The organism is Azovibrio sp. (assembly GCF_049658005.1).
In the GTDB taxonomy this organism is placed as follows: domain Bacteria; phylum Pseudomonadota; class Gammaproteobacteria; order Burkholderiales; family Rhodocyclaceae; genus Azovibrio.
Genome location: NZ_JBASOH010000096.1, coordinates 1 through 17180 on the forward strand (window position 1 = coordinate 1; position 17180 = coordinate 17180).

18 protein-coding genes and 1 pseudogene are annotated in these 17180 nt (G+C 59.7%); 14 read left to right on the top strand and 5 right to left on the bottom strand.

The window, feature by feature from the left end; translation table 11 throughout:
* The 8 genes and pseudogenes from WBH99_RS08740 to WBH99_RS08775 all read left to right on the top strand — a co-directional run.
* A pseudogene (locus tag WBH99_RS08740) lies at nt 1–182 on the top strand (4-oxalocrotonate decarboxylase); the annotation flags it as partial.
* 390 nt (nt 183–572) lie between these two features.
* On the top strand, nt 573–1796 hold the full coding sequence (locus WBH99_RS08745) for an NAD(P)/FAD-dependent oxidoreductase (RefSeq protein ID WP_424219696.1): 1224 nt from the start codon (nt 573–575) through the stop codon (nt 1794–1796).
* 2 nt (nt 1797–1798) lie between these two features.
* Nucleotides 1799–2224 (top strand): 2Fe-2S iron-sulfur cluster-binding protein, encoded by a 426-nt coding sequence (locus WBH99_RS08750; RefSeq protein ID WP_424219697.1) that lies wholly within the window; start codon nt 1799–1801, stop codon nt 2222–2224.
* Nucleotides 2225–3169, top strand: a complete 945-nt coding sequence (locus WBH99_RS08755) for a catechol 2,3-dioxygenase (protein WP_424219698.1) — start codon at nt 2225–2227, stop codon at nt 3167–3169.
* 14 nt (nt 3170–3183) lie between these two features.
* On the top strand, nt 3184–3516 hold the full coding sequence (locus tag WBH99_RS08760) for a non-heme iron oxygenase ferredoxin subunit (protein WP_424219699.1): 333 nt from the start codon (nt 3184–3186) through the stop codon (nt 3514–3516).
* Nucleotides 3517–3592: 76 nt separating this feature from the next.
* Entirely contained in the window at nt 3593–4912 is a 1320-nt protein-coding gene (locus WBH99_RS08765; RefSeq protein WP_424219700.1) for a Rieske 2Fe-2S domain-containing protein, read from the top strand.
* Between the two features lie 2 nt (nt 4913–4914).
* Entirely contained in the window at nt 4915–5409 is a 495-nt protein-coding gene (locus WBH99_RS08770; RefSeq protein WP_424219701.1) for an aromatic-ring-hydroxylating dioxygenase subunit beta, read from the top strand.
* 19 nt (nt 5410–5428) lie between these two features.
* Nucleotides 5429–5953 carry an alcohol dehydrogenase catalytic domain-containing protein gene (locus WBH99_RS08775; RefSeq protein WP_424219724.1) on the top strand — a complete coding sequence of 175 codons (525 nt, stop codon included), beginning with the start codon at nt 5429–5431 and terminating at the stop codon, nt 5951–5953.
* Nucleotides 5954–6084: 131 nt separating this feature from the next.
* On the opposite strand, the gene scpB is transcribed toward WBH99_RS08775, so the two are convergent.
* A complete protein-coding gene (gene scpB / locus WBH99_RS08780; RefSeq protein ID WP_424219702.1) occupies nt 6085–6864 on the bottom strand; it encodes a methylmalonyl-CoA decarboxylase in 780 nt (259 codons plus the stop codon).
* A 113-nt stretch (nt 6865–6977) separates the two neighbouring features.
* Between scpB and apbC the strand changes: the two genes are divergently transcribed.
* The 3 genes from apbC to WBH99_RS08795 all read left to right on the top strand — a co-directional run bounded on the left by apbC (nt 6978) and on the right by WBH99_RS08795 (nt 11044).
* Nucleotides 6978–8069 (top strand): iron-sulfur cluster carrier protein ApbC, encoded by a 1092-nt coding sequence (gene apbC / locus WBH99_RS08785; RefSeq protein WP_424219703.1) that lies wholly within the window; start codon nt 6978–6980, stop codon nt 8067–8069.
* A gap of 73 nt (nt 8070–8142) precedes the next feature.
* Nucleotides 8143–8709, top strand: coding sequence for a dCTP deaminase (dcd, locus tag WBH99_RS08790; protein WP_424219704.1), 567 nt, complete (start codon nt 8143–8145; stop codon nt 8707–8709).
* A 109-nt stretch (nt 8710–8818) separates the two neighbouring features.
* Complete coding sequence (locus WBH99_RS08795; protein WP_424219705.1) at nt 8819–11044, top strand: Orn/Lys/Arg decarboxylase N-terminal domain-containing protein; 2226 nt, start codon at nt 8819–8821, stop codon at nt 11042–11044.
* A 155-nt stretch (nt 11045–11199) separates the two neighbouring features.
* Here the strand turns inward: WBH99_RS08795 and WBH99_RS08800 are convergent, their stop codons facing one another.
* From WBH99_RS08800 to WBH99_RS08810, 3 genes are all read right to left on the bottom strand, one after another.
* Complete coding sequence (locus tag WBH99_RS08800; RefSeq protein ID WP_424219706.1) at nt 11200–11763, bottom strand: FlgO family outer membrane protein; 564 nt, start codon at nt 11761–11763, stop codon at nt 11200–11202.
* Nucleotides 11760–12620: a hypothetical protein gene (locus tag WBH99_RS08805; RefSeq protein WP_424219707.1), complete on the bottom strand. Its 861-nt coding sequence runs from the start codon at nt 12618–12620 to the stop codon at nt 11760–11762. The genes WBH99_RS08800 and WBH99_RS08805 overlap by 4 nt, the downstream gene beginning before the upstream one ends.
* Nucleotides 12621–12683: 63 nt before the next feature.
* Complete coding sequence (locus WBH99_RS08810; RefSeq protein ID WP_424219708.1) at nt 12684–13292, bottom strand: TonB family protein; 609 nt, start codon at nt 13290–13292, stop codon at nt 12684–12686.
* A gap of 75 nt (nt 13293–13367) precedes the next feature.
* Here WBH99_RS08810 and WBH99_RS08815 point away from each other — a divergent pair, with 75 nt between their 5' ends.
* The 3 genes from WBH99_RS08815 to WBH99_RS08825 all read left to right on the top strand — a co-directional run bounded on the left by WBH99_RS08815 (nt 13368) and on the right by WBH99_RS08825 (nt 16225).
* Complete coding sequence (locus WBH99_RS08815; protein WP_424219709.1) at nt 13368–14429, top strand: ankyrin repeat domain-containing protein; 1062 nt, start codon at nt 13368–13370, stop codon at nt 14427–14429.
* A 262-nt stretch (nt 14430–14691) separates the two neighbouring features.
* Nucleotides 14692–15237, top strand: a complete 546-nt coding sequence (locus WBH99_RS08820; RefSeq protein ID WP_424219710.1) for a hypothetical protein — start codon at nt 14692–14694, stop codon at nt 15235–15237.
* Between the two features lie 118 nt (nt 15238–15355).
* On the top strand, nt 15356–16225 hold the full coding sequence (locus tag WBH99_RS08825; RefSeq protein WP_424219711.1) for a spermidine synthase-like protein: 870 nt from the start codon (nt 15356–15358) through the stop codon (nt 16223–16225).
* A gap of 124 nt (nt 16226–16349) precedes the next feature.
* Here the strand turns inward: WBH99_RS08825 and WBH99_RS08830 are convergent, their stop codons facing one another.
* On the bottom strand, nt 16350–17177 hold the full coding sequence (locus WBH99_RS08830; RefSeq protein ID WP_424219712.1) for a M48 family metallopeptidase: 828 nt from the start codon (nt 17175–17177) through the stop codon (nt 16350–16352).
* Between the last annotated feature and the right edge of the window lie 3 nt (nt 17178–17180).

Here is a 17180-nt window from a genome sequence, read left to right on the forward strand (position 1 = left end):
TGGGCCACCCCGCGGCTGCGGTCGCGGCCCTGGTCAATCATCTGGGCGCCCGGGGCGAAGAAGTTCCCGCCGGTACCCTGATCCTTTCCGGCGGCATCACCGAAGCCGTGGCCGTCAAGCCCGGCGACCACATCAATCTGCGTATCCAGCATCTGGGCTCTGTGAGCCTCAAGTTCATCTGAGGAGGTGCTTTGTGCCGGCATGTCAGATCCGTGCTGATTCGCTTGTCTCCCGGGCCCACCGCCGGAGTTTCAGCGAGCGGTTCCCAACGAGGCGGCCAGTACCGCCTGCCCTGATCGCGCCCCGTGGCCGCGCCGCGTGGAGGCAGGAGCAGACCGAATCAGGCTGGCCGGCAAGCCGGCAGCAAAGTCGGGTCGCAAAGTCAGGTCGCAAAGTCAGGTCGCAAAGTCGGGTTAATGCAGCGGCAGAAACAAGAGCTTCAGCGTTTGAAGAAAACCGGATGAATCACTGGAGGAGCGGTAAGTGAATAACAAAATGAATAACAAAAATCTCGGCGGCGGGAATTGCATTCCCGGTGCTGACGCCATGCTTTTAGTGCGAAAGAAATCCAGATGATAAATGATATCGTGATAGTTGGAGGCGGTCTCGCAGGAGCGACCGCTGCAAGAACCCTGCGGGATAAAGGCTACAGTGGGCACATTCATTTGGTCGCTAATGAAAACTATCTGCCCTATGACCGCCCCTCGCTATCAAAAGACATGCTCGGGCGAAAAATTGAATTGCCTCCCGTGTTGATGGATGCAGCATGGTATGAGAATGAAAAGATAAATCTGCACCTGGGCGACGGGGCCGTCGCAATTGACGCCAAGGAACGTCGCGTAACCCTTCAATCCGGATTGGTTTTGAGATTCGACCGCCTGCTGTTTGCCACGGGTATCCGGCCGCGCGCCGTACCTGTAACAGGCGGACAGTTGAAGGGAGTGTACCGGCTGCGTGACGTAAATGACTGCATTTCATTGCTGGAGGCATTCAAAGCAGGACGATCCCTCGTAATCCTTGGTGGGGGTTTGATTGGTTGTGAGGTTGCGACCACCGCACGCAAAGCTGGGCTTGAAGTCACCATCCTCGAGTGTGCGGATGAACTGCTGACACGTGTTCTGGGCCAGCAAGTTGGAGCCTGGTGCCGAGAACAACTTCAGGCCATGGGGGTCCGGGTCGAACGGCGGGCACAAGTCGAATCAATTGCGGGGGATCAGTGTGTCCGTTCGGTGATGTTGTCTGATGGACGGGAGATTCCTGCCGACATGATCCTTTCAAGTATTGGGGGAGTGCCGGACGACATATTGCTGCGTACCGCTGGAGTCGTTTGCGAATCAGGTGTCGTGGTGGATGCCTGTGGCCAAACATCATGCGATGGAATTTACGCTGCAGGTGACGTAGCGGCATGGCCGCTAAAGCATGGCGGCCGGCGCTCACTCGAAACATATATCAATGCCCAACAACAGGCGGAAACGGCCACCCTGGCCATGTTGGGAGAGTGCCACCCGATGCCTCAGGTTGCCACTTCCTGGACCGAGATCGCCGGCCACCGCATACAGATGGTTGGAGATATCCATGGGCCTGGTGAGTACGTCTGGCGCGGTGATCTGACTTCAGGGCAGCCCGCCTTCCTGGTTCGCTTGCAGGATGGGAAAGTTCTGGCGGCGGTAGCGATCGATGCAAGCAAGGATTTCACTGTGTTGAGCCGCATGGTGATGTCTGAAATCAAGGTGAGCCCCACATCGCTCGCCAACGCTGAAATCAGTGTTCGGGAACTGCTTAAGTCAGGTCGGTAAACATGTCGGAAATACACAAATCAAAAGCCGAACATGACGATCCTGTTCAAGCCGGGTACCCGGTAACGATCATCGGAGGAGGAGAAGCCCAGTATATCTGTCGCAAAAACGAAACCCTGTTGCAGGGCATGTTGCGTCTTGGTTGCAAGGGGATTCCTGTCGGTTGTCTCGGTGGAGGATGTGGCGTCTGCAAGATCAGGATTCGGCAAGGAGCGATTCACGAACTTGGCCCCATGAGCCGGGCACATATTTCAGTAGAGGAGGAAGAGCAAAAGGTCTATCTCGCCTGCAGAATTGCACCTGTCGAGGCATTGGAGATCGAGGTTCTATCCAGGGCAATCAATAAATCCCTGGCATTTCTTTGGCAGGCCAGCGAAGAAGATGAGGGTAGAAGCCGTTTGAAGCATATAACGAAGGAGGAAGCGTAAATGGGAGTTTTACGGATCGGGCATGCCAGCATGCGCGTAATGGATATTGGTTCAGCACTCAAGCATTATGAAATGGTGCTGGGCATGAAAAAAACACATGAGGATGCAGATGGCAATGTGTATTTGAAATGTTGGGATGAATGGGACAAGTATTCGCTCATTTTGACGCCGTCCGATCAAGCCGGCTTGAATCACATCGCCTATAAAGTTGAAAGAGATGGCGATCTTGATCTTCTTCAAGAGCGGATCGAGTCATACGGCATCAAGACAGACCTGCTACCGGCAGGAGAACTGCCAGCGACGGGGCGGATGCTTCGATTCACGATTCCCAGCGGCCACGAAATGAGGCTGTATGCAGAGAAAGAGTGCGTTGGAACAGAGGTCGGCTCCCGTAATCCTGATCCCTGGCCAGACAATATCAGGGGCGCAGGCGTCAAGTGGCTCGATCATATAGCGCTCGTCTGCGAACTGAATCCAGAAGCCGGGATCAACCACATTGCCGACAATGTGAAGTTTTTCATGAATTGCCTGGATTTCTACATGAGCGAGCAGGGTTTGGTTGGACCCGATGCATCCATCCAGGCGCTAGCATTTCTTTTCAGAGCCACCAAGCCGCATGACATCGCATTTTTGCCGGGTCCAAGGGCCGGTGTGCATCATATTTCATTTTTCCTCGATTCGTGGCATGACATATTGAAAGCAGCCGATGTAATGGGCAAAAATAGGGTCAAAATTGACCTTGCGCCGACCCGGCACGGTGTTACCCGCGGTGAGACGGTTTATTTCTTTGATCCAAGTGGAAATAGAAATGAGACCTTTGCGGGGTTGGGCTACCTTGCGCAACCGGATCGTCCTGTCAATACCTGGACCGAAGAAAGTTTGTGGCGTGGAATCTTATTCCATTCGGGTGAGCCATACTCTGCTTTTACTGAGGTATACACCTGACAGGATTGAGATTCATGGAACAAATCGAAAAAGAGAAATTGGTAAAACTGATTGCGTGTGATGAGGTAGAGGAGGATTTTGGAGCAAAGATCGAGCGAAATGGAACTCCCCCGCTGGCGGTGTTCCGCCTGGGCGACGAGTTTTTTGTTACCGATGATACCTGTACTCACGGAGATGCTTCCCTTACCGATGGAGAGGTGTTCCCGAATGGAGAGGTGAGTTGCCCTTTTCATGGCGGTACATTTGATATCAGAAGTGGCGCGCCGTGCAAATATCCATGTACGATACCGATCAAGACCTATAAGGCTTATGTAATAGATGGTTTTGTTTGGGCTGATTTGAATTGAGCGCCTATAACTCTGTTTGTTTGAATGCAGATTTTGCATTCCAGTAAGCTGCGACCAATTGATGGAGGAGTAAGGAATGACAACGTCAGAACATGAAATCCCTTTTGTGGATTGTGCTGAATCTGGGCCGCGGCGGGTCAGTCGTGAAATATTTACGAACCCTGAGTTTTTCGAGCTTGAATTTTCAAGGATCTGGGAAAAGGTTTGGGTGTATGCCGCTCACGAAAGTGAAATCAGCAAACCGCGCTCGTTCGTTACCCGGTGGGTCGGTCGTGTGCCTGTGGTCATCAATCGTAACAAGAAGGGGGAAATCAACGCCTTCGTGAATGTATGTACGCACCGGGGGGCAACGATTTGCCGTGTTTCAAAAGGAACGCGTGCCAATTTCGTCTGCCCGTTTCACGGCTGGGCTTTTGATGATAACGGTTCCTTGATAGCGCCGTTGAATGAGGAAAATGCCGGCTACCCCGAAGGTTTTGACAAGAAGAAACTGGGCCTCCGGTGTCTAAGAGTTGCGAACTACAAAGGCTTCATTTTTGTAACCCTGAATGATGAAGCGGAGCCGATAGAAGATTACCTTGCAGATGCCAAGGCATTCATCGATATTCTGGTGGAGGAGTCACCTGGCGGATTGGAAGTGCTCAAGGGAGTTTCCACCTATACATTCAATGGCAACTGGAAGCTCCAGGCTGAAAATGGTGTGGATGGTTATCACGTTGCCGCCACGCATGGAAACTATGTTCAAACGCTGCAACACCGGGCGAGTTCCACTACCAAAGGTCAAAAGACCAAGGCCATGAACGTAGGCGACCTCCCGAATGCCCGAGGCGGTTACTACGACCTGGGAAATGGCCACACGATCATCTGGTCGGACTGGACGAACCCTCAGGACCGGCCTCTTTTCCCGGTAAAAGATGAACTCAAGGCACGTATCGGTGAAGCCAAAGCGGAATGGGCTGTCGGTAGATTGAGGAATATGCTCATTTACCCCAACGTATTTTTCATGGACCAGACCAGCAGTCAGATCAGGGTATTCAGGCCGATTGCGGTCGATAAAACCGAGGTGACGATTTATTGCTTCGCCCCCAAGGGTGAGGAGCCGGCGGCCCGGGCGCACCGGATCAGGCAATATGAAGATTTCTTCAATGCAAGCGGCATGGCAACCCCGGATGACCTGACGGAATTCTCCGAAGTCCAGAAGGGGTGCCGCGCATATGCAGTTGAGCGCTGGAGCGATATGTCGAGAGGCATGGCTCACGAAATCAAGGGTCCTGACGATCTCGCAAAAGAATTGGGCATTCACCCAGCAAGCAGCGGTGTCAAGATTGAAGATGAAGGGATTTTCATGGCACAACATTCCAGGTGGCTTGAATTGATGGGGTTTAAAGGAGAGTAATCATGACCATTACCGTCGAAACGAGGATTCGCGTACAGGATTTCATTTCTGCAGAGATGCGTTACCTGGATGACCGAGACTGGGATAACTGGCTGTCGCTGTTTGCCGAAGGGGTGGAATTCTGGGTTCCTGCATGGGACTCGGAATATGTAACAACCACGGATCCCCAAAGCGAAATGTCTTTGATGTTCTACAGCAATCGTAGCGGGCTGGAAGATCGCGTATTCAGAATCCGAACCGGTTTGTCTTCAGCATCGACACCGCTTCCCCGGACCTGTCATATTGTCAGCAATATCCAGATCACTGAAGTGCCAGAAGGGTATGGAGTAACCGCAAACTGGGTCAGTCATGCTTTCAGGAATGGAGAAACCACGACCTTTTATGGGACTTACCATTACCGACTTCTGGAAGAGGGTAGTGGTTTCCGCATTGGAGCCAAGAAGATCATTGTAATGAACGATTTGATTCCGACCGTAATCGACATCTATAACCTTTGATCTTCATAGAGGAAAAATGATGCTGGCGATAAGAAAAATTACACCTGGGCACGGCGGTCTATCCGTAGATGATGTGCCCGCTCCAACAGAAGTTCACGGTAGCAACGTATTGCTGAAAGTTGAAGCAGCTGGAATTTGCGGGACTGACTTGCTGATTTACAAATGGGGCGACTTTGCGAAACGGATGAAACTACCCACCGTCCTTGGCCATGAGGTCAGCGGCGTGATTGAGCAGGTCGGACCCGATGTCAAGGGCTTGAAGCCCGGAATGCGGGTCAGCCTGGAGAGCCATCTTCCTTGTGGGGTCTGCTATACATGTCGACGTGGTTGGTCGCATGTATGTCCCCATACGCGTTATCCAGGGGTCGACTTCGATGGGGGCTTCGCTTCATTCGTCGTGGTTCCGGAAAGTGTGTGCTGGCCGGTACCGCGTGAAATTTCTCCGCTACAGGCGGCCATGCAAGGCCAACAGGGATGTTTGCGGCTCCGCCATTGCCCATCTGCTGCGCCGTGCCTACCAGACCTATGGCGATTCGCGCTATGAACGCATCTGGCCACGTTATCGGTCTCGCGCTTATCTTGTTAACCTGCACAAGTGCGCCGGCCTCCAGTCCTGCTTGCCGCTGGGTGGCATGGCTTTGACTGCCGGAAACAGGTTCAATCGTGGAAGTTGCCTCATTCGCCGCGGAACAGGGGCTTGCGTTTTTCCTTGAAGGCCCGGATGCCTTCCTGGTAGTCGTTGCTGTTGTAAACCACCCGGCGCAGGCCCTGCATACGCTCGAAGTCGGCGGGGGAGAGGCTGTGGGCGCCGTTCAGGATGCGCATCTGCTCCTTCATGACGGCGATCGACAAGGGGGAGTTGTGGCAGATGTCGCGGGCCAGGGCATGCACGAAACTTTCTATTTCCTCCTTGGGTAGTACATGATTGACGATGCCCAGACGTTCCAGTCGGGCGGCGGCGATGGGGCGGCCGGTAAATAGCATTTCCTTGGCGATCTGGGGGGTGGCCGCGTTCATGAAAGTGAGCAGGCCCGAGGCGTTGTAGGGGACGCCGAGCTTGGCCGGGGTGGCCGCGAAGGTGGCGTCGGCAGTGGCGACGATCAGGTCGCAGGCGAACACCAGTTCACAGGCGCCGCCCCAGACGCTGCCTTCGATCAAGGCAATCACCGGGGTGGGGAAGCACTCGATCTCCCGGATGATTTGCCGCAGGGGGTCTTTCCAGCCCAAGGGGTCGTGACCTCCCAGGGGCAGTTCCTGGACGTTATGGCCGGCGGACCAGACTTTGGCGCCGGGGTAGGCGCGCAGGATCAGCACCCGGATGCCATCCTTTTGCAGATTGGTCAGGGCGCGGCTCATTTCACCGATCATGGCTTCCGAAAGGGTGTTGCGCTTGATGCTGTAGTTGAGGGTGAGGGTGCCGATACCTTCGGCAACGTGGGTTTCGATCAGGGCCATGGCGGGAGAACTCGAAAAGGGCTGGGGTGGGTGGCAATTAAGGTGGGACTTCATTAAACTTGAGCGAATAAGTCGGATTTGGCCGCCCCAACCCATTCACCGGAGAATAGATCATGGCAGTAACCCTGGAGGCAGTGCAAGCTGCCCTGCAGTCCATCACAGACCCGAATACGGGCAAGGATTTCATCAGCACCAAGGCTGCCCGCAACATCAAGCTCGATGGTGCCGACGTGAGCCTCGATATCGAACTGGGCTACCCGGCGAAAAGCCAGGAGGAGGCCCTCCGCAAGGCGGTGGTTGCTGCCATCCGTGCCATTCCCGGCGTTGGCAAGGTTTCCGTCAATGTGTCCAGCAAGATCGTCGCCCATACGGTGCAGCGCGGCGTGAAGCTCCTGCCCGGGGTCAAGAACATCATTGCCGTGGCCTCTGGCAAGGGCGGCGTCGGCAAGAGTACCACTGCTGTCAATCTGGCCCTGGCCCTGGCCGCCGAAGGGGCCCGGGTGGGCATCCTGGATGCCGACATCTACGGCCCCTCCCAGCCGCAGATGCTGGGCCTGGCCGGGCAGCAGCCCGAATCCCGCGACGGTAACAGCATGGAACCGCTAGAGGCCTACGGCGTGCAGGTCATGTCCATCGGCTTTCTGGTGGATGTGGAGACGCCCATGGTCTGGCGCGGCCCCATGGTGGCCCAGGCGCTGGACCAGTTGTTGACCGAGACCAACTGGAAGGAACTGGATTACCTGGTGGTGGACATGCCGCCTGGCACGGGCGATGTGCAGCTTTCCATGTCCCAGAAGGTGCCGGTGACGGGTGCCGTGATCGTCACCACGCCGCAGGACATTGCCCTGATCGATGCCAGGAGGGGCCTGAAGATGTTCGAGAAGGTGGGCATTCCCATCCTCGGCATCGTCGAGAACATGAGCATCCACATCTGTTCGAGCTGCGGCCATGCGGAACCGATCTTCGGCGAGGGTGGGGCGCAGAAGCTGTGTGCCGACTATGGCGCCGAATTCCTGGGCAGTCTGCCGCTGGACATCCAGATCCGCGAACTGGCCGATGGCGGCAAGCCCACGGTGGTGGGGGCGCCCGATTCCCGGGCAGCGGAAATCTACCGCAGCATCGCCCGCCGGGTGGCGGTGAAGGTGGCGGAGCGGGCCCGGGACATGACCTCGAAATTTCCCTCCATCGTGGTGCAGAACGACTGATTTTTTTCGCCATTTCCTTGCCCAAAGGCGGGTAGAATCCCGCCTTTGTTTTTTGTGGCAGGGCGCCTTCATCATGACTATCAAGTCAGACAAGTGGATACGCCGCATGGCGGAGCAGCACGGCATGATCGAGCCGTTCGAGCCCACTCTCGTACGCGAGGTGAATGGCCAGAAGATCGTCTCCTACGGCACCTCCAGCTACGGCTACGACATCCGCTGTGCGCGGGAATTCAAGGTGTTCACCAACATCAATTCCACCGTGGTGGACCCCAAGAATTTCGATCTCAAGTCCTTCGTGGAAATCGAAGCCGAATTTTGCATCATTCCGCCCAATTCCTTCGCCCTGGCCCGTACCGTCGAATACTTCCGCATTCCCCGGGATGTACTCACGGTCTGCCTGGGCAAGAGCACTTATGCCCGCTGCGGCATCATCGTCAATGTGACGCCCTTCGAGCCCGAGTGGGAAGGCTATGTGACCCTGGAATTTTCCAACACCACGCCGCTGCCGGCCAAGATTTATGCCGGCGAGGGCTGTGCCCAGGTGCTGTTCCTGGGGGCCGACGAGATTTGCGAAACTTCCTACAAGGATAGAGGCGGCAAGTATCAAGGTCAGGTCGGCGTGACCCTGCCTAAAATCTGAAGCATTTCATTTTTCCTTCATCCGGCGGGACGACAATCGATGGCTTCATCGACACGGTCGTCCCACCATGCCATTTCCTGATCAACGCCTGCAATCCGAGGGCCCTGCCATGCGTTTCCATTTTCCCGTCATCATCATCGACGAAGATTTTCGTTCCGAGAATGCTTCCGGTCTCGGCATCCGGGCTCTGGCCGAGGCGCTCGAAAAAGAGGGCATGGAGGTCCTGGGCGTCACCAGCTATGGCGACCTGACTTCCTTCGCCCAGCAGCAAAGCCGTGGTTCCACCTTCATCCTCTCCATCGACGATGAGGAACTGCTGCAGGAACCCGAGGAAACCATCGCCGAATTGCGCGCCTTCGTCCAGGAAATCCGCCTGCGTAACTCGGACATTCCCATCTTCCTGTACGGGGAAACCCGCACTTCCCGCCATATTCCCAATGATGTGCTGCGCGAGCTGCACGGCTTCATCCACATGTTCGAGGACACGCCGGAATTCATCGCCCGCAACGTCAAGCGCGAAGCCAAGGCCTATCTGGATTCCCTGCCGCCGCCCTTCTTCCGGGCCCTGACCCACTATGCGGCCGACGGCTCCTATTCCTGGCACTGTCCCGGCCACTCCGGCGGCGTGGCCTTCCTGAAATCTCCGGTAGGCCAGATGTTCCACCAGTTCTTTGGCGAGAACATGCTGCGTGCCGATGTCTGCAACGCCGTGGAAGAGCTGGGGCAACTGCTCGACCACACCGGCCCGGTGGCGGCGAGCGAACGGAACGCGGCGCGCATCTTCAACGCCGATCACCTCTATTTCGTCACCAACGGCACCTCCACCTCCAACAAGATCGTCTGGCACTCCACCGTGGCCCCGGGCGACATCGTCATCGTGGATCGCAACTGCCACAAGTCCATCCTGCACGCCATCATGATGACCGGAGCGATCCCGGTGTTCCTGATGCCGACCCGCAACAACTACGGCATCATCGGCCCGATTCCCAAATCCGAGTTTTCCTGGGAAAACATCCAGAACAAGATTGCCGCCCACCCCTTCGCCAGCCAGGCCAAGGGCAAGCCCCGGGTGCTGACCATCACCCAGTCCACCTACGACGGCATCCTCTACAACGTCGAGGCGATCAAGGAAGAACTGGACGGCAAGATCGACACCCTGCACTTTGACGAAGCCTGGCTGCCGCACGCCGCCTTCCATGATTTTTATGGCGATTACCACGCCATCGGTGCCGACCGGCCCCGGTGCAAGGAATCCATGGTGTTCTCCACCCAGTCCACCCACAAGCTGCTGGCGGGGCTCTCCCAGGCCTCCCAGATTCTGGTGCAGGACGCCGAGAACAATCACCTGGACCGGGATGTGTTCAACGAGGCCTACCTGATGCACACCTCCACCTCGCCGCAATACGCCATCATTGCTTCCTGCGACGTGGCGGCGGCGATGATGGAAGCCCCCGCCGGCACCGCCCTGGTGGAAGAGTCGATCATGGAAGCCCTGGATTTCCGCCGCGCCATGCGCAAGGTGGATGAAGAATGGGGCGAAGGCTGGTGGTTCAAGGTCTGGGGCCCGGATGATCTGTCCGAAGAAGGCATCGAGGAGCGGGAAGCCTGGATGCTCAAGCCCGGCGATCGCTGGCACGGCTTTGGCGATCTGGCCGAAGGTTTCAACATGCTCGACCCGATCAAGGCCACCATCATCACGCCGGGCCTGGATGTGGATGGTGAATTTGCCGAGCGCGGCATTCCCGCCGCCATCGTCACCAAGTATCTGGCCGAGCATGGGGTGATCGTGGAGAAATGCGGCCTGTACAGCTTCTTCATCATGTTTACCATCGGCATCACCAAGGGCCGCTGGAACACCCTGGTGACGGCGCTACAGCAGTTCAAGGACGACTACGACAAGAACCATCCCCTGTGGAAGGTGCTGCCCGAGTTCGTCGCCAAGCATCCCCCCTACGAGCGGGTGGGCCTCAAGGATCTGTGCAAGCAGATCCATGCGGTCTACAAGGAAAGCGACGTGGCCCGCCTGACCACCGAGATGTACCTGTCCAGCATGGAGCCCGCCATGCGCCCCGCCGACGCCTTTGCCAGGATGGCGCATCGGGAAATCGAGCGGGTCGCCATCGATGACCTGGAGGGCCGCATCACTGCCGTGCTGCTCACCCCCTATCCGCCTGGCATTCCCCTGCTGATTCCGGGCGAACGTTTCAACCGCACCATCGTGCGTTACCTGCAGTTTGCCCGGGACTTCAACCTGCGTTTCCCCGGTTTCGAGACCGATGTGCATGGCCTCGTGAAGGATGGCGAAGGCCGTTACCACGTCGATTGCGTGGCCTGACCGGTGTTTTCCCGCCGCCCAGCGCCCCGCCCAGCGTCCAGTAACCGGCCGGCCAAGCGCCCGGGTGGGGCCGTCACGGGCGGAAAGATGATCGGCGCGGATCAGGGGGTTCGGGCGGTTCAGGCGGTTCAGGTGTTTCAGGCGGTTCAGGGGGTTCAGGTGGTTTCGGGGCGCCGCAGCAGCGTGCGCACATTCATGTCCAGCGGCAGGGCGTAGTCCACGGCGGCGAGGATGATGTTGGTCTCGATCTGGGTCAGCTTCAGGTTGATGAAGACCCGGTCCGCTCCTTCGGTGTAGGTGCCGATCACGACGGCCTGGGCATCCTGCTGCCGGGCAATGTCCTTGATCTCCCGGGTCAGCATCAGTTCGCCTTCGTTGCGCTTCATGTAGAGCTTCTGGCGAATCTTGAGCTCCACCACCCGGTAGCCATGCTGGGTCAGGCGGGCGCCGACCTGTTCCGAGATCAGCCGGCCGAGGGGAGAAGACGCTTCCAGGGCGTTGATATTGACCAGGGTGGCGACAATGACCGGGTATGGCGGCGCAAGCTGGGCTCCCGCCTGGGTCAGGAGTGCATCGGCGGCTTTGTAATTGCTGGCGATCAGCTCGCTCTGGGCGACGCTGTCATAGGACACGCCGCTGTAGTGGCGCGGCTGGCGGTTGCCGGCGCAGGCGGTGAGGATGAGGCCGGCGCCGGCGCCGAGCAGGGTGCGGCGTTTCATGGGGCGCTCGGGCAGGGCTGGCCGGGCGGGCAGCACGGTTTATCCAGGGGGCAGTCACCGATGAGGGTCAGGCTGCCCTTGCGCACCGCCTGAATGGGGCTGCCGTCCAGGGTGGCGGTTTCTTCCAGGCAGGGGCGGATCAGGGAGCAGATTTCCTGGTTGTAGAGCGGCAGGTCGGATTCCGCCACGTAATAGACGTTCGTGCTGCGCGCGGCGTAGCGGATGCCGTCCATGACGGAAAGGGTAAGGACGATTTCGGTCCGGGGGGTGGCTCCGGCGGCGAATTCGGTGCGGAACCAGTGCAGGGTATCCGGGGGGTTCGGATGCTTGTCCAGGTCCCGGGGGCTGATTTCGGTCACATCCTGCAAGGCCCAGATGCCGGGGCCCAGTTCCCGCGCCAGGCCGGCGTGGCGGTACTGCGGCCGGTCGGGGGCAAAGCGTACCGGCTGCACATCGAGATGCAGCAGCAGGGCGGCGTCCGGGGCCTGGGAAACATTGATGCCTTGCTGCACCAGCGCCGTGATCAGGGCATTTACGAAAGCCCGCGAAAATTCGGTGGTGTACTCGGGCTCCTCCACATGGATCGGACGGCAGGGATGAAGGCCGGGGTTGCAGCGCTGGTTTTTCGAGAGGCTCTGCCCCAGGCTGCGGGCCGCGTCCTGGGCGATCGCCTGCCAGTGCTGGCCGGCCTGGAGCTTGGCCTGGGTGACGGCGGGAAAATTGCCGGCAATCGGGGCTTCGCTGTAGCGGGCATGCGGGTGCGGGCTTTCGGCCTGAATCAGGTTCCTGCTGGAAGAGCAGGCCGGCAGTCCAGGCCCCAGCAGACAAGCCAGGGCGATCAGGGTGAAAAGACGCATGGCGGGAGCGGGAAATCAAGGTTGGCGGGCATTGTAGCATCGCGGCTTCCCGCTTCATGCGACTCATTCGAGGCGGAAGCGCACCGGCAGAACCGCTTCTTCGAGACCATTGCCGGGCAGGCTGCGCAGGGTGCGGGCGGCCCGCAGGGCGGCCTGGTCGAGGCTGGGGTGGCCGCTGCTGCGGTCGATGCGGGCGGCTATGACGTGGCCGTTTCCGTCCAGGAAAATCTGTACCCAGACTTCTCCTTCGATGCCCTGGCGAATCGCCTCCCGGGGATAGAAATCCTCCTGGGCCGCCAGTGCCGCCATTTGTCGCAGGGCTTCCCGGGTCAGGGGGTCCTGGGACTCCGGGGCTTTATTGCGCGACGCTGGCGGCGCCTTGAGCGCTTGCCGGGGGGCTTGCCCGAGGGTTTGCCTGAGCACTGGCTCGGAGTGTCGAGGGGGGGCTTGAGGAGATTCCTTTGCCGCGGAGGGCGGCTCGTCCAGTTTCAGGTCAGGCAGGGGTAAGGAAGCGGGCTCGGGGGCCGGCGGCGGTCTGAGGCTGGCTGTCAGGGCTGGCCGGGGGGGCGGGGTGCCGGCTGTCGGCAGACCGGGAAGACCCAGCAGACCCAGGGCATGCAGGGCCAGAGAGAGCGCCAGGGCCAGTAATAGGGGTGAATGGGCTGACTTCATGCGAAAATCTTCCTTCCTCCATTCCTGGTCGCCAGGATCGGTTCGGGGGGTTCAGTTTGCGAGGAAGGAATCAGCATGCAAGGTCTGCCGTCATTCAAGTATTCAGGAGCCCCGGCCATCCTGTTGGCGCTGTTGGCGCTTCTGCCGCTGGGCACCGCCTGGGCGGAAGATGCCGGCTTCTGGCAACGGGTGCTGACAGCCAGCGGGCAGCAGGGGGCGGCTGATTTTACCCCACCCGATCCCGTCCGCTTTGGTGTCGTCATGGAACTGGGGGATATCGAGCAGGCCAAGGCCTGGCTGGATCAGGGTTTGCCCCCCGATTACATGGCCGACCGGGTGGGGAGCGGCCTGATGATCGGGGCCTGGGAGGGCAATCTGGCCCTGATGGAACTGTTCTACAGCCGGGGCGCCGATGTGAATCTGGTCAATAGTGCCGGAGAGCAGGCCCTGCTGCTGGCGGCCTGGAAGGGCAACCGTCAGCTGGTGGATTGGCTGCTGGAGCGGGGCGCCGAGTTGAACCGGGCCCCGGGGCAATGGTCGGCCCTGCATTACGCCGCCTTTTCCGGGCATCAGGAGCTGGTGAGCTACCTGCTGGAGCGGGGCGCCAACATCGATGCCCGCAGCCCCAATGGCTCGACCCCCCTGATGATGGCGATTTATGATGGCAAGCCGGGGGTGGCGAAGTTGCTGATTGAAAAAGGGGCTGACAAGGCGCCCCGCAACGACTGGGGCGACGGAGCGATGGAATGGGCCATGCGCTTCAATCAGATCGGCATTGCCAGGCTGATCGGCAGCCCCGAAGCATTCATGGTGGCGGCCAATCAACCCAAAGAGTCCTGGGGCCAGGACAGTCGTTCGGAAAAGGCCCCGGCAGATCTGGATAAGCTGATTCAGGCGCGTCGGCAGCTGATGGCCAAGGGGCTGTCCGTGGAACAGATCGACCGTAATATCGCCGCGCTGCGCGCCCGCTATGCCAAGGCCAGTGTGAGCCAGGAAGCCCTGCCGCCGCGCTCCACTGCCCTGGAAATCACGGCCAGGCGCGCCGATCCCTCGCGCCAGGGTGCCCGCATCGTCCAGACGCCCAGCTCCTACAAGCTGCCGCCCCGCGCCCCGAACAAACTGCCGGCGCGTCGGTAAGGAGTAAGGGGCTTGAACAGGTAAGGGGGCTTGCGGGTAAGGGGCCCTGCAAATAAGGGGCCCTGCAAATAAGGGGCCCTGCCGGAATTTGCCGGGGCGGAAGTTTTTGCCCCGGCATTGCCCGGAACTTGCCGCTTGACCCGTTTTGCCCGGGGCGCAAAGCGCCTGTTCCTTCAGGATCGAGCTGGCAAGGAAGTTGCTTTTCTGTTGGCAAGCGGCGCCAATCACGGTCAGCTGCGACGCTTGTGCAGGAGGTGGCGCCATGTCCAGTCTGGGGAATATCAAGAATCTGTCCGGCTTGTCCAATTTGTCCAATTTGTCCAACTTGCCCGGCGTCAGCAACGGGGTGCTGTCCTCCCTGGGGCTGGCCAGCGCCCAGAAAGGACGGGACTTTGCGGCCTCGGACTTTGCAACCTTGGACTTTGCGGCCTTGGACTTTGCAAAATCCCTGAACCTGCAGTTGGCCCGCATGCCGGCCCTGGCCGGGCTGGGTCCGGGCATCGATCCGGACCGCAATCTGCTGTCCCTCGACCCGGCCCGGCGTCAGCAAGCCCTGGCGGCAAACCGTGAGGAGGCCGTCAATACCCTTCAGCAATTCAGCAAGGACTTTTTCGAGTCAGCCAAAATGCCAGATGCCCAGAATGATCTGATCCCCGATCGCCAGGTCGACCTTGACCGGGTCATGAATTTCATTGCCGGCAACCCGGCTTCCCGGCAGCCGGCATCGGCTCAGGGCGACATGGCCATGCCGCCGGCCTACGTCGCCCAGGCCCTGGCGGCCTATACCCGGATGAGCCGGGGCTTCTGAATGAAGCCGCCGATGTGCCATGTTGTGGCTGGGTATGTGGCTGGAGGCTGGATGAGCGGCAGGTGGCAGGTGGCAGGTGGCTGGATGAGCGGCAGGCTTGCCGGATCGTGATCCATTCGTGATCTATTTCGATCTGCCCAGCCCCTTCGACACCGAAGTGGGCACCCTGAAACTGCTGGAGCCGCCCCATGCTTCCGCCAGCGCCCTGCGCGCCAGCTTGCTGGACGAAAGCTACGACAAGCCCTTCGTGCTCGATGACGGGCAATTGCGCTATCTCTACTTCAATACCCGCCTGATGCAGAGTGCCATGCGGATCAAGACGCCGGACAGCCTGGATCTGCGCTACACCCAGAAAATGATGGCCTTCCTGCTCTTTCACGGGCGCCCCAGGCGGGTGGTGCTACTGGGCCTGGGCGGCGGTTCCCTGCTCAAGTTCTGCTACCGGCGCCTGCCCGGCACTCATCTCACCGCCGTGGAACTGAGTCCCCATGTGCTCGCCTTCCGGGAATTGTTCCTGGTGCCGCCTGACGACGAACGCCTGAGCATTCTCCAGGGAGACGGCGCCGCCTATGTGGAAGACGCCGAAAAGGGGATCGACGTGCTGCTGGTGGATACCTTCGACAAGGAAGGTTTTGCGCCGGAACTGGCCAAGCGCGAGTTTTTCCAGAATGCCTGGGACAAGCTCTCGGGTAACGGCGTCCTGGTGGTGAATCTGGCCGGCGAGCCTGGCAGCTATGCGGGGCTGGTGGGCGAGGTGATGACGGTGTTTGACGATCAGGTGATCGTGGTTTCGGTGCCCGAGGATGGCAACCATATTCTCTATGCCTTCAAGGCCAGGAATTTCGATCCCCGCTGGCGCACCCTGCACCAGCTGGCCAAGGAACTGAAGGCCCGCCATGGCCTGGATTTTCCCCGTTTCGCCGAGTTGCTGGAGCGGGCCAGCAAGCAGGGCGTGGCCCGGCGCCTGCTGGCAGGGGAACTGCGCTAACCGCTCCGCTCCGCCCCGGCCTCCGGGTGTTGGCAATCCGCTCCCGGCGCCAGGGGCAAGCGGATGCCGGGCCCGGCCCCGGCCGGTATCAGGGCCGGTATCAGGGCCGGTATCAGGGCCGGTATCAGGGCCTGCGGCGCTGGCGGGCCGCTTCGTAGAGGGGCATGACGCGGGGTAGCTGCGCCTCGATTTCCGCGATGCGGTTCTCTCCCGAAGGGTGGGTGGAGAACCAGGGAATGCCGCCGCCCTGGCTTGCCTGTTCCATCTTCTGCCACAGGGTGATGCCGGCGCGAGGATCGAAGCCGGCCCGGGCCGACAGATCCAGGCCCACCACGTCGGCTTCGCTTTCGTCGTCCCGGGAGAACTTCAGGGTGAGCATGTCGCCGCCGAAGCGGAAGGCATCGGCATAGCGGCCGTTGCCGATCAAGCTGCCCAGCAGACCGGCGCCGAGCTCGGTGATCTGGGACTTGGCGATGCGTTCCCGGGCGTGCTCGCGCAGGGCGTGGGCGATCTCGTGGCCCATCACGATGGCGATCTCGTCGTCGGTGAGCTTGAGCCGATCGATGAGGCCGGTGTAGAAGGCGATCTTGCCGCCCGGCATGCAAAAGGCATTGATCTGCTTCGAGCCGATCAAATTCACTTCCCATTTCCAGCGCGCCGCATTCGGGTTGAAGCGCCCCGCGTGGGGGATGATCCGCTGGGCGATGCCGCGCAGGCGCTGCAGCTGGGGATGGTTGGACGGGGCCAGGGCGCCCTTGGACCTGGCCTCCTGGAGCAGCTGCCGGTATTCCTGGCTGGACTGCCGTTCCAGTTCGGCGGCGGGCACCAGCTCGCGCAGGGAGGAGGGCTCTTCAACCTCCACGCCGACCTGGGCGATCGAGCTTGCGGTGGGGGTCAGGCAGAGCCAGGCAAGGAGCCAGGGCAGGAGGGGTAGAAGGCGGCGCGGTGGCATGGA

What these genes read in the sequence shown, in the direction of transcription:
- WBH99_RS08745 (WP_424219696.1), top strand. Translation starts at nt 573, where the DNA reads ATGATAAATGATATCGTGATAGTTGGAGGCGGTCTCGCAGGAGCGACC.
- WBH99_RS08750 (WP_424219697.1), top strand. Translation starts at nt 1,799, where the DNA reads ATGTCGGAAATACACAAATCAAAAGCCGAACATGACGATCCTGTTCAA.
- WBH99_RS08755 (WP_424219698.1), top strand. Translation starts at nt 2,225, where the DNA reads ATGGGAGTTTTACGGATCGGGCATGCCAGCATGCGCGTAATGGATATT.
- WBH99_RS08760 (WP_424219699.1), top strand. Translation starts at nt 3,184, where the DNA reads ATGGAACAAATCGAAAAAGAGAAATTGGTAAAACTGATTGCGTGTGAT.
- WBH99_RS08765 (WP_424219700.1), top strand. Translation starts at nt 3,593, where the DNA reads ATGACAACGTCAGAACATGAAATCCCTTTTGTGGATTGTGCTGAATCT.
- WBH99_RS08770 (WP_424219701.1), top strand. Translation starts at nt 4,915, where the DNA reads ATGACCATTACCGTCGAAACGAGGATTCGCGTACAGGATTTCATTTCT.
- WBH99_RS08775 (WP_424219724.1), top strand. Translation starts at nt 5,429, where the DNA reads ATGCTGGCGATAAGAAAAATTACACCTGGGCACGGCGGTCTATCCGTA.
- scpB (WP_424219702.1), bottom strand. Translation starts at nt 6,864, where the DNA reads ATGGCCCTGATCGAAACCCACGTTGCCGAAGGTATCGGCACCCTCACC.
- apbC (WP_424219703.1), top strand. Translation starts at nt 6,978, where the DNA reads ATGGCAGTAACCCTGGAGGCAGTGCAAGCTGCCCTGCAGTCCATCACA.
- dcd (WP_424219704.1), top strand. Translation starts at nt 8,143, where the DNA reads ATGACTATCAAGTCAGACAAGTGGATACGCCGCATGGCGGAGCAGCAC.
- WBH99_RS08795 (WP_424219705.1), top strand. Translation starts at nt 8,819, where the DNA reads ATGCGTTTCCATTTTCCCGTCATCATCATCGACGAAGATTTTCGTTCC.
- WBH99_RS08800 (WP_424219706.1), bottom strand. Translation starts at nt 11,763, where the DNA reads ATGAAACGCCGCACCCTGCTCGGCGCCGGCGCCGGCCTCATCCTCACC.
- WBH99_RS08805 (WP_424219707.1), bottom strand. Translation starts at nt 12,620, where the DNA reads ATGCGTCTTTTCACCCTGATCGCCCTGGCTTGTCTGCTGGGGCCTGGA.
- WBH99_RS08810 (WP_424219708.1), bottom strand. Translation starts at nt 13,292, where the DNA reads ATGAAGTCAGCCCATTCACCCCTATTACTGGCCCTGGCGCTCTCTCTG.
- WBH99_RS08815 (WP_424219709.1), top strand. Translation starts at nt 13,368, where the DNA reads ATGCAAGGTCTGCCGTCATTCAAGTATTCAGGAGCCCCGGCCATCCTG.
- WBH99_RS08820 (WP_424219710.1), top strand. Translation starts at nt 14,692, where the DNA reads ATGTCCAGTCTGGGGAATATCAAGAATCTGTCCGGCTTGTCCAATTTG.
- WBH99_RS08830 (WP_424219712.1), bottom strand. Translation starts at nt 17,177, where the DNA reads ATGCCACCGCGCCGCCTTCTACCCCTCCTGCCCTGGCTCCTTGCCTGG.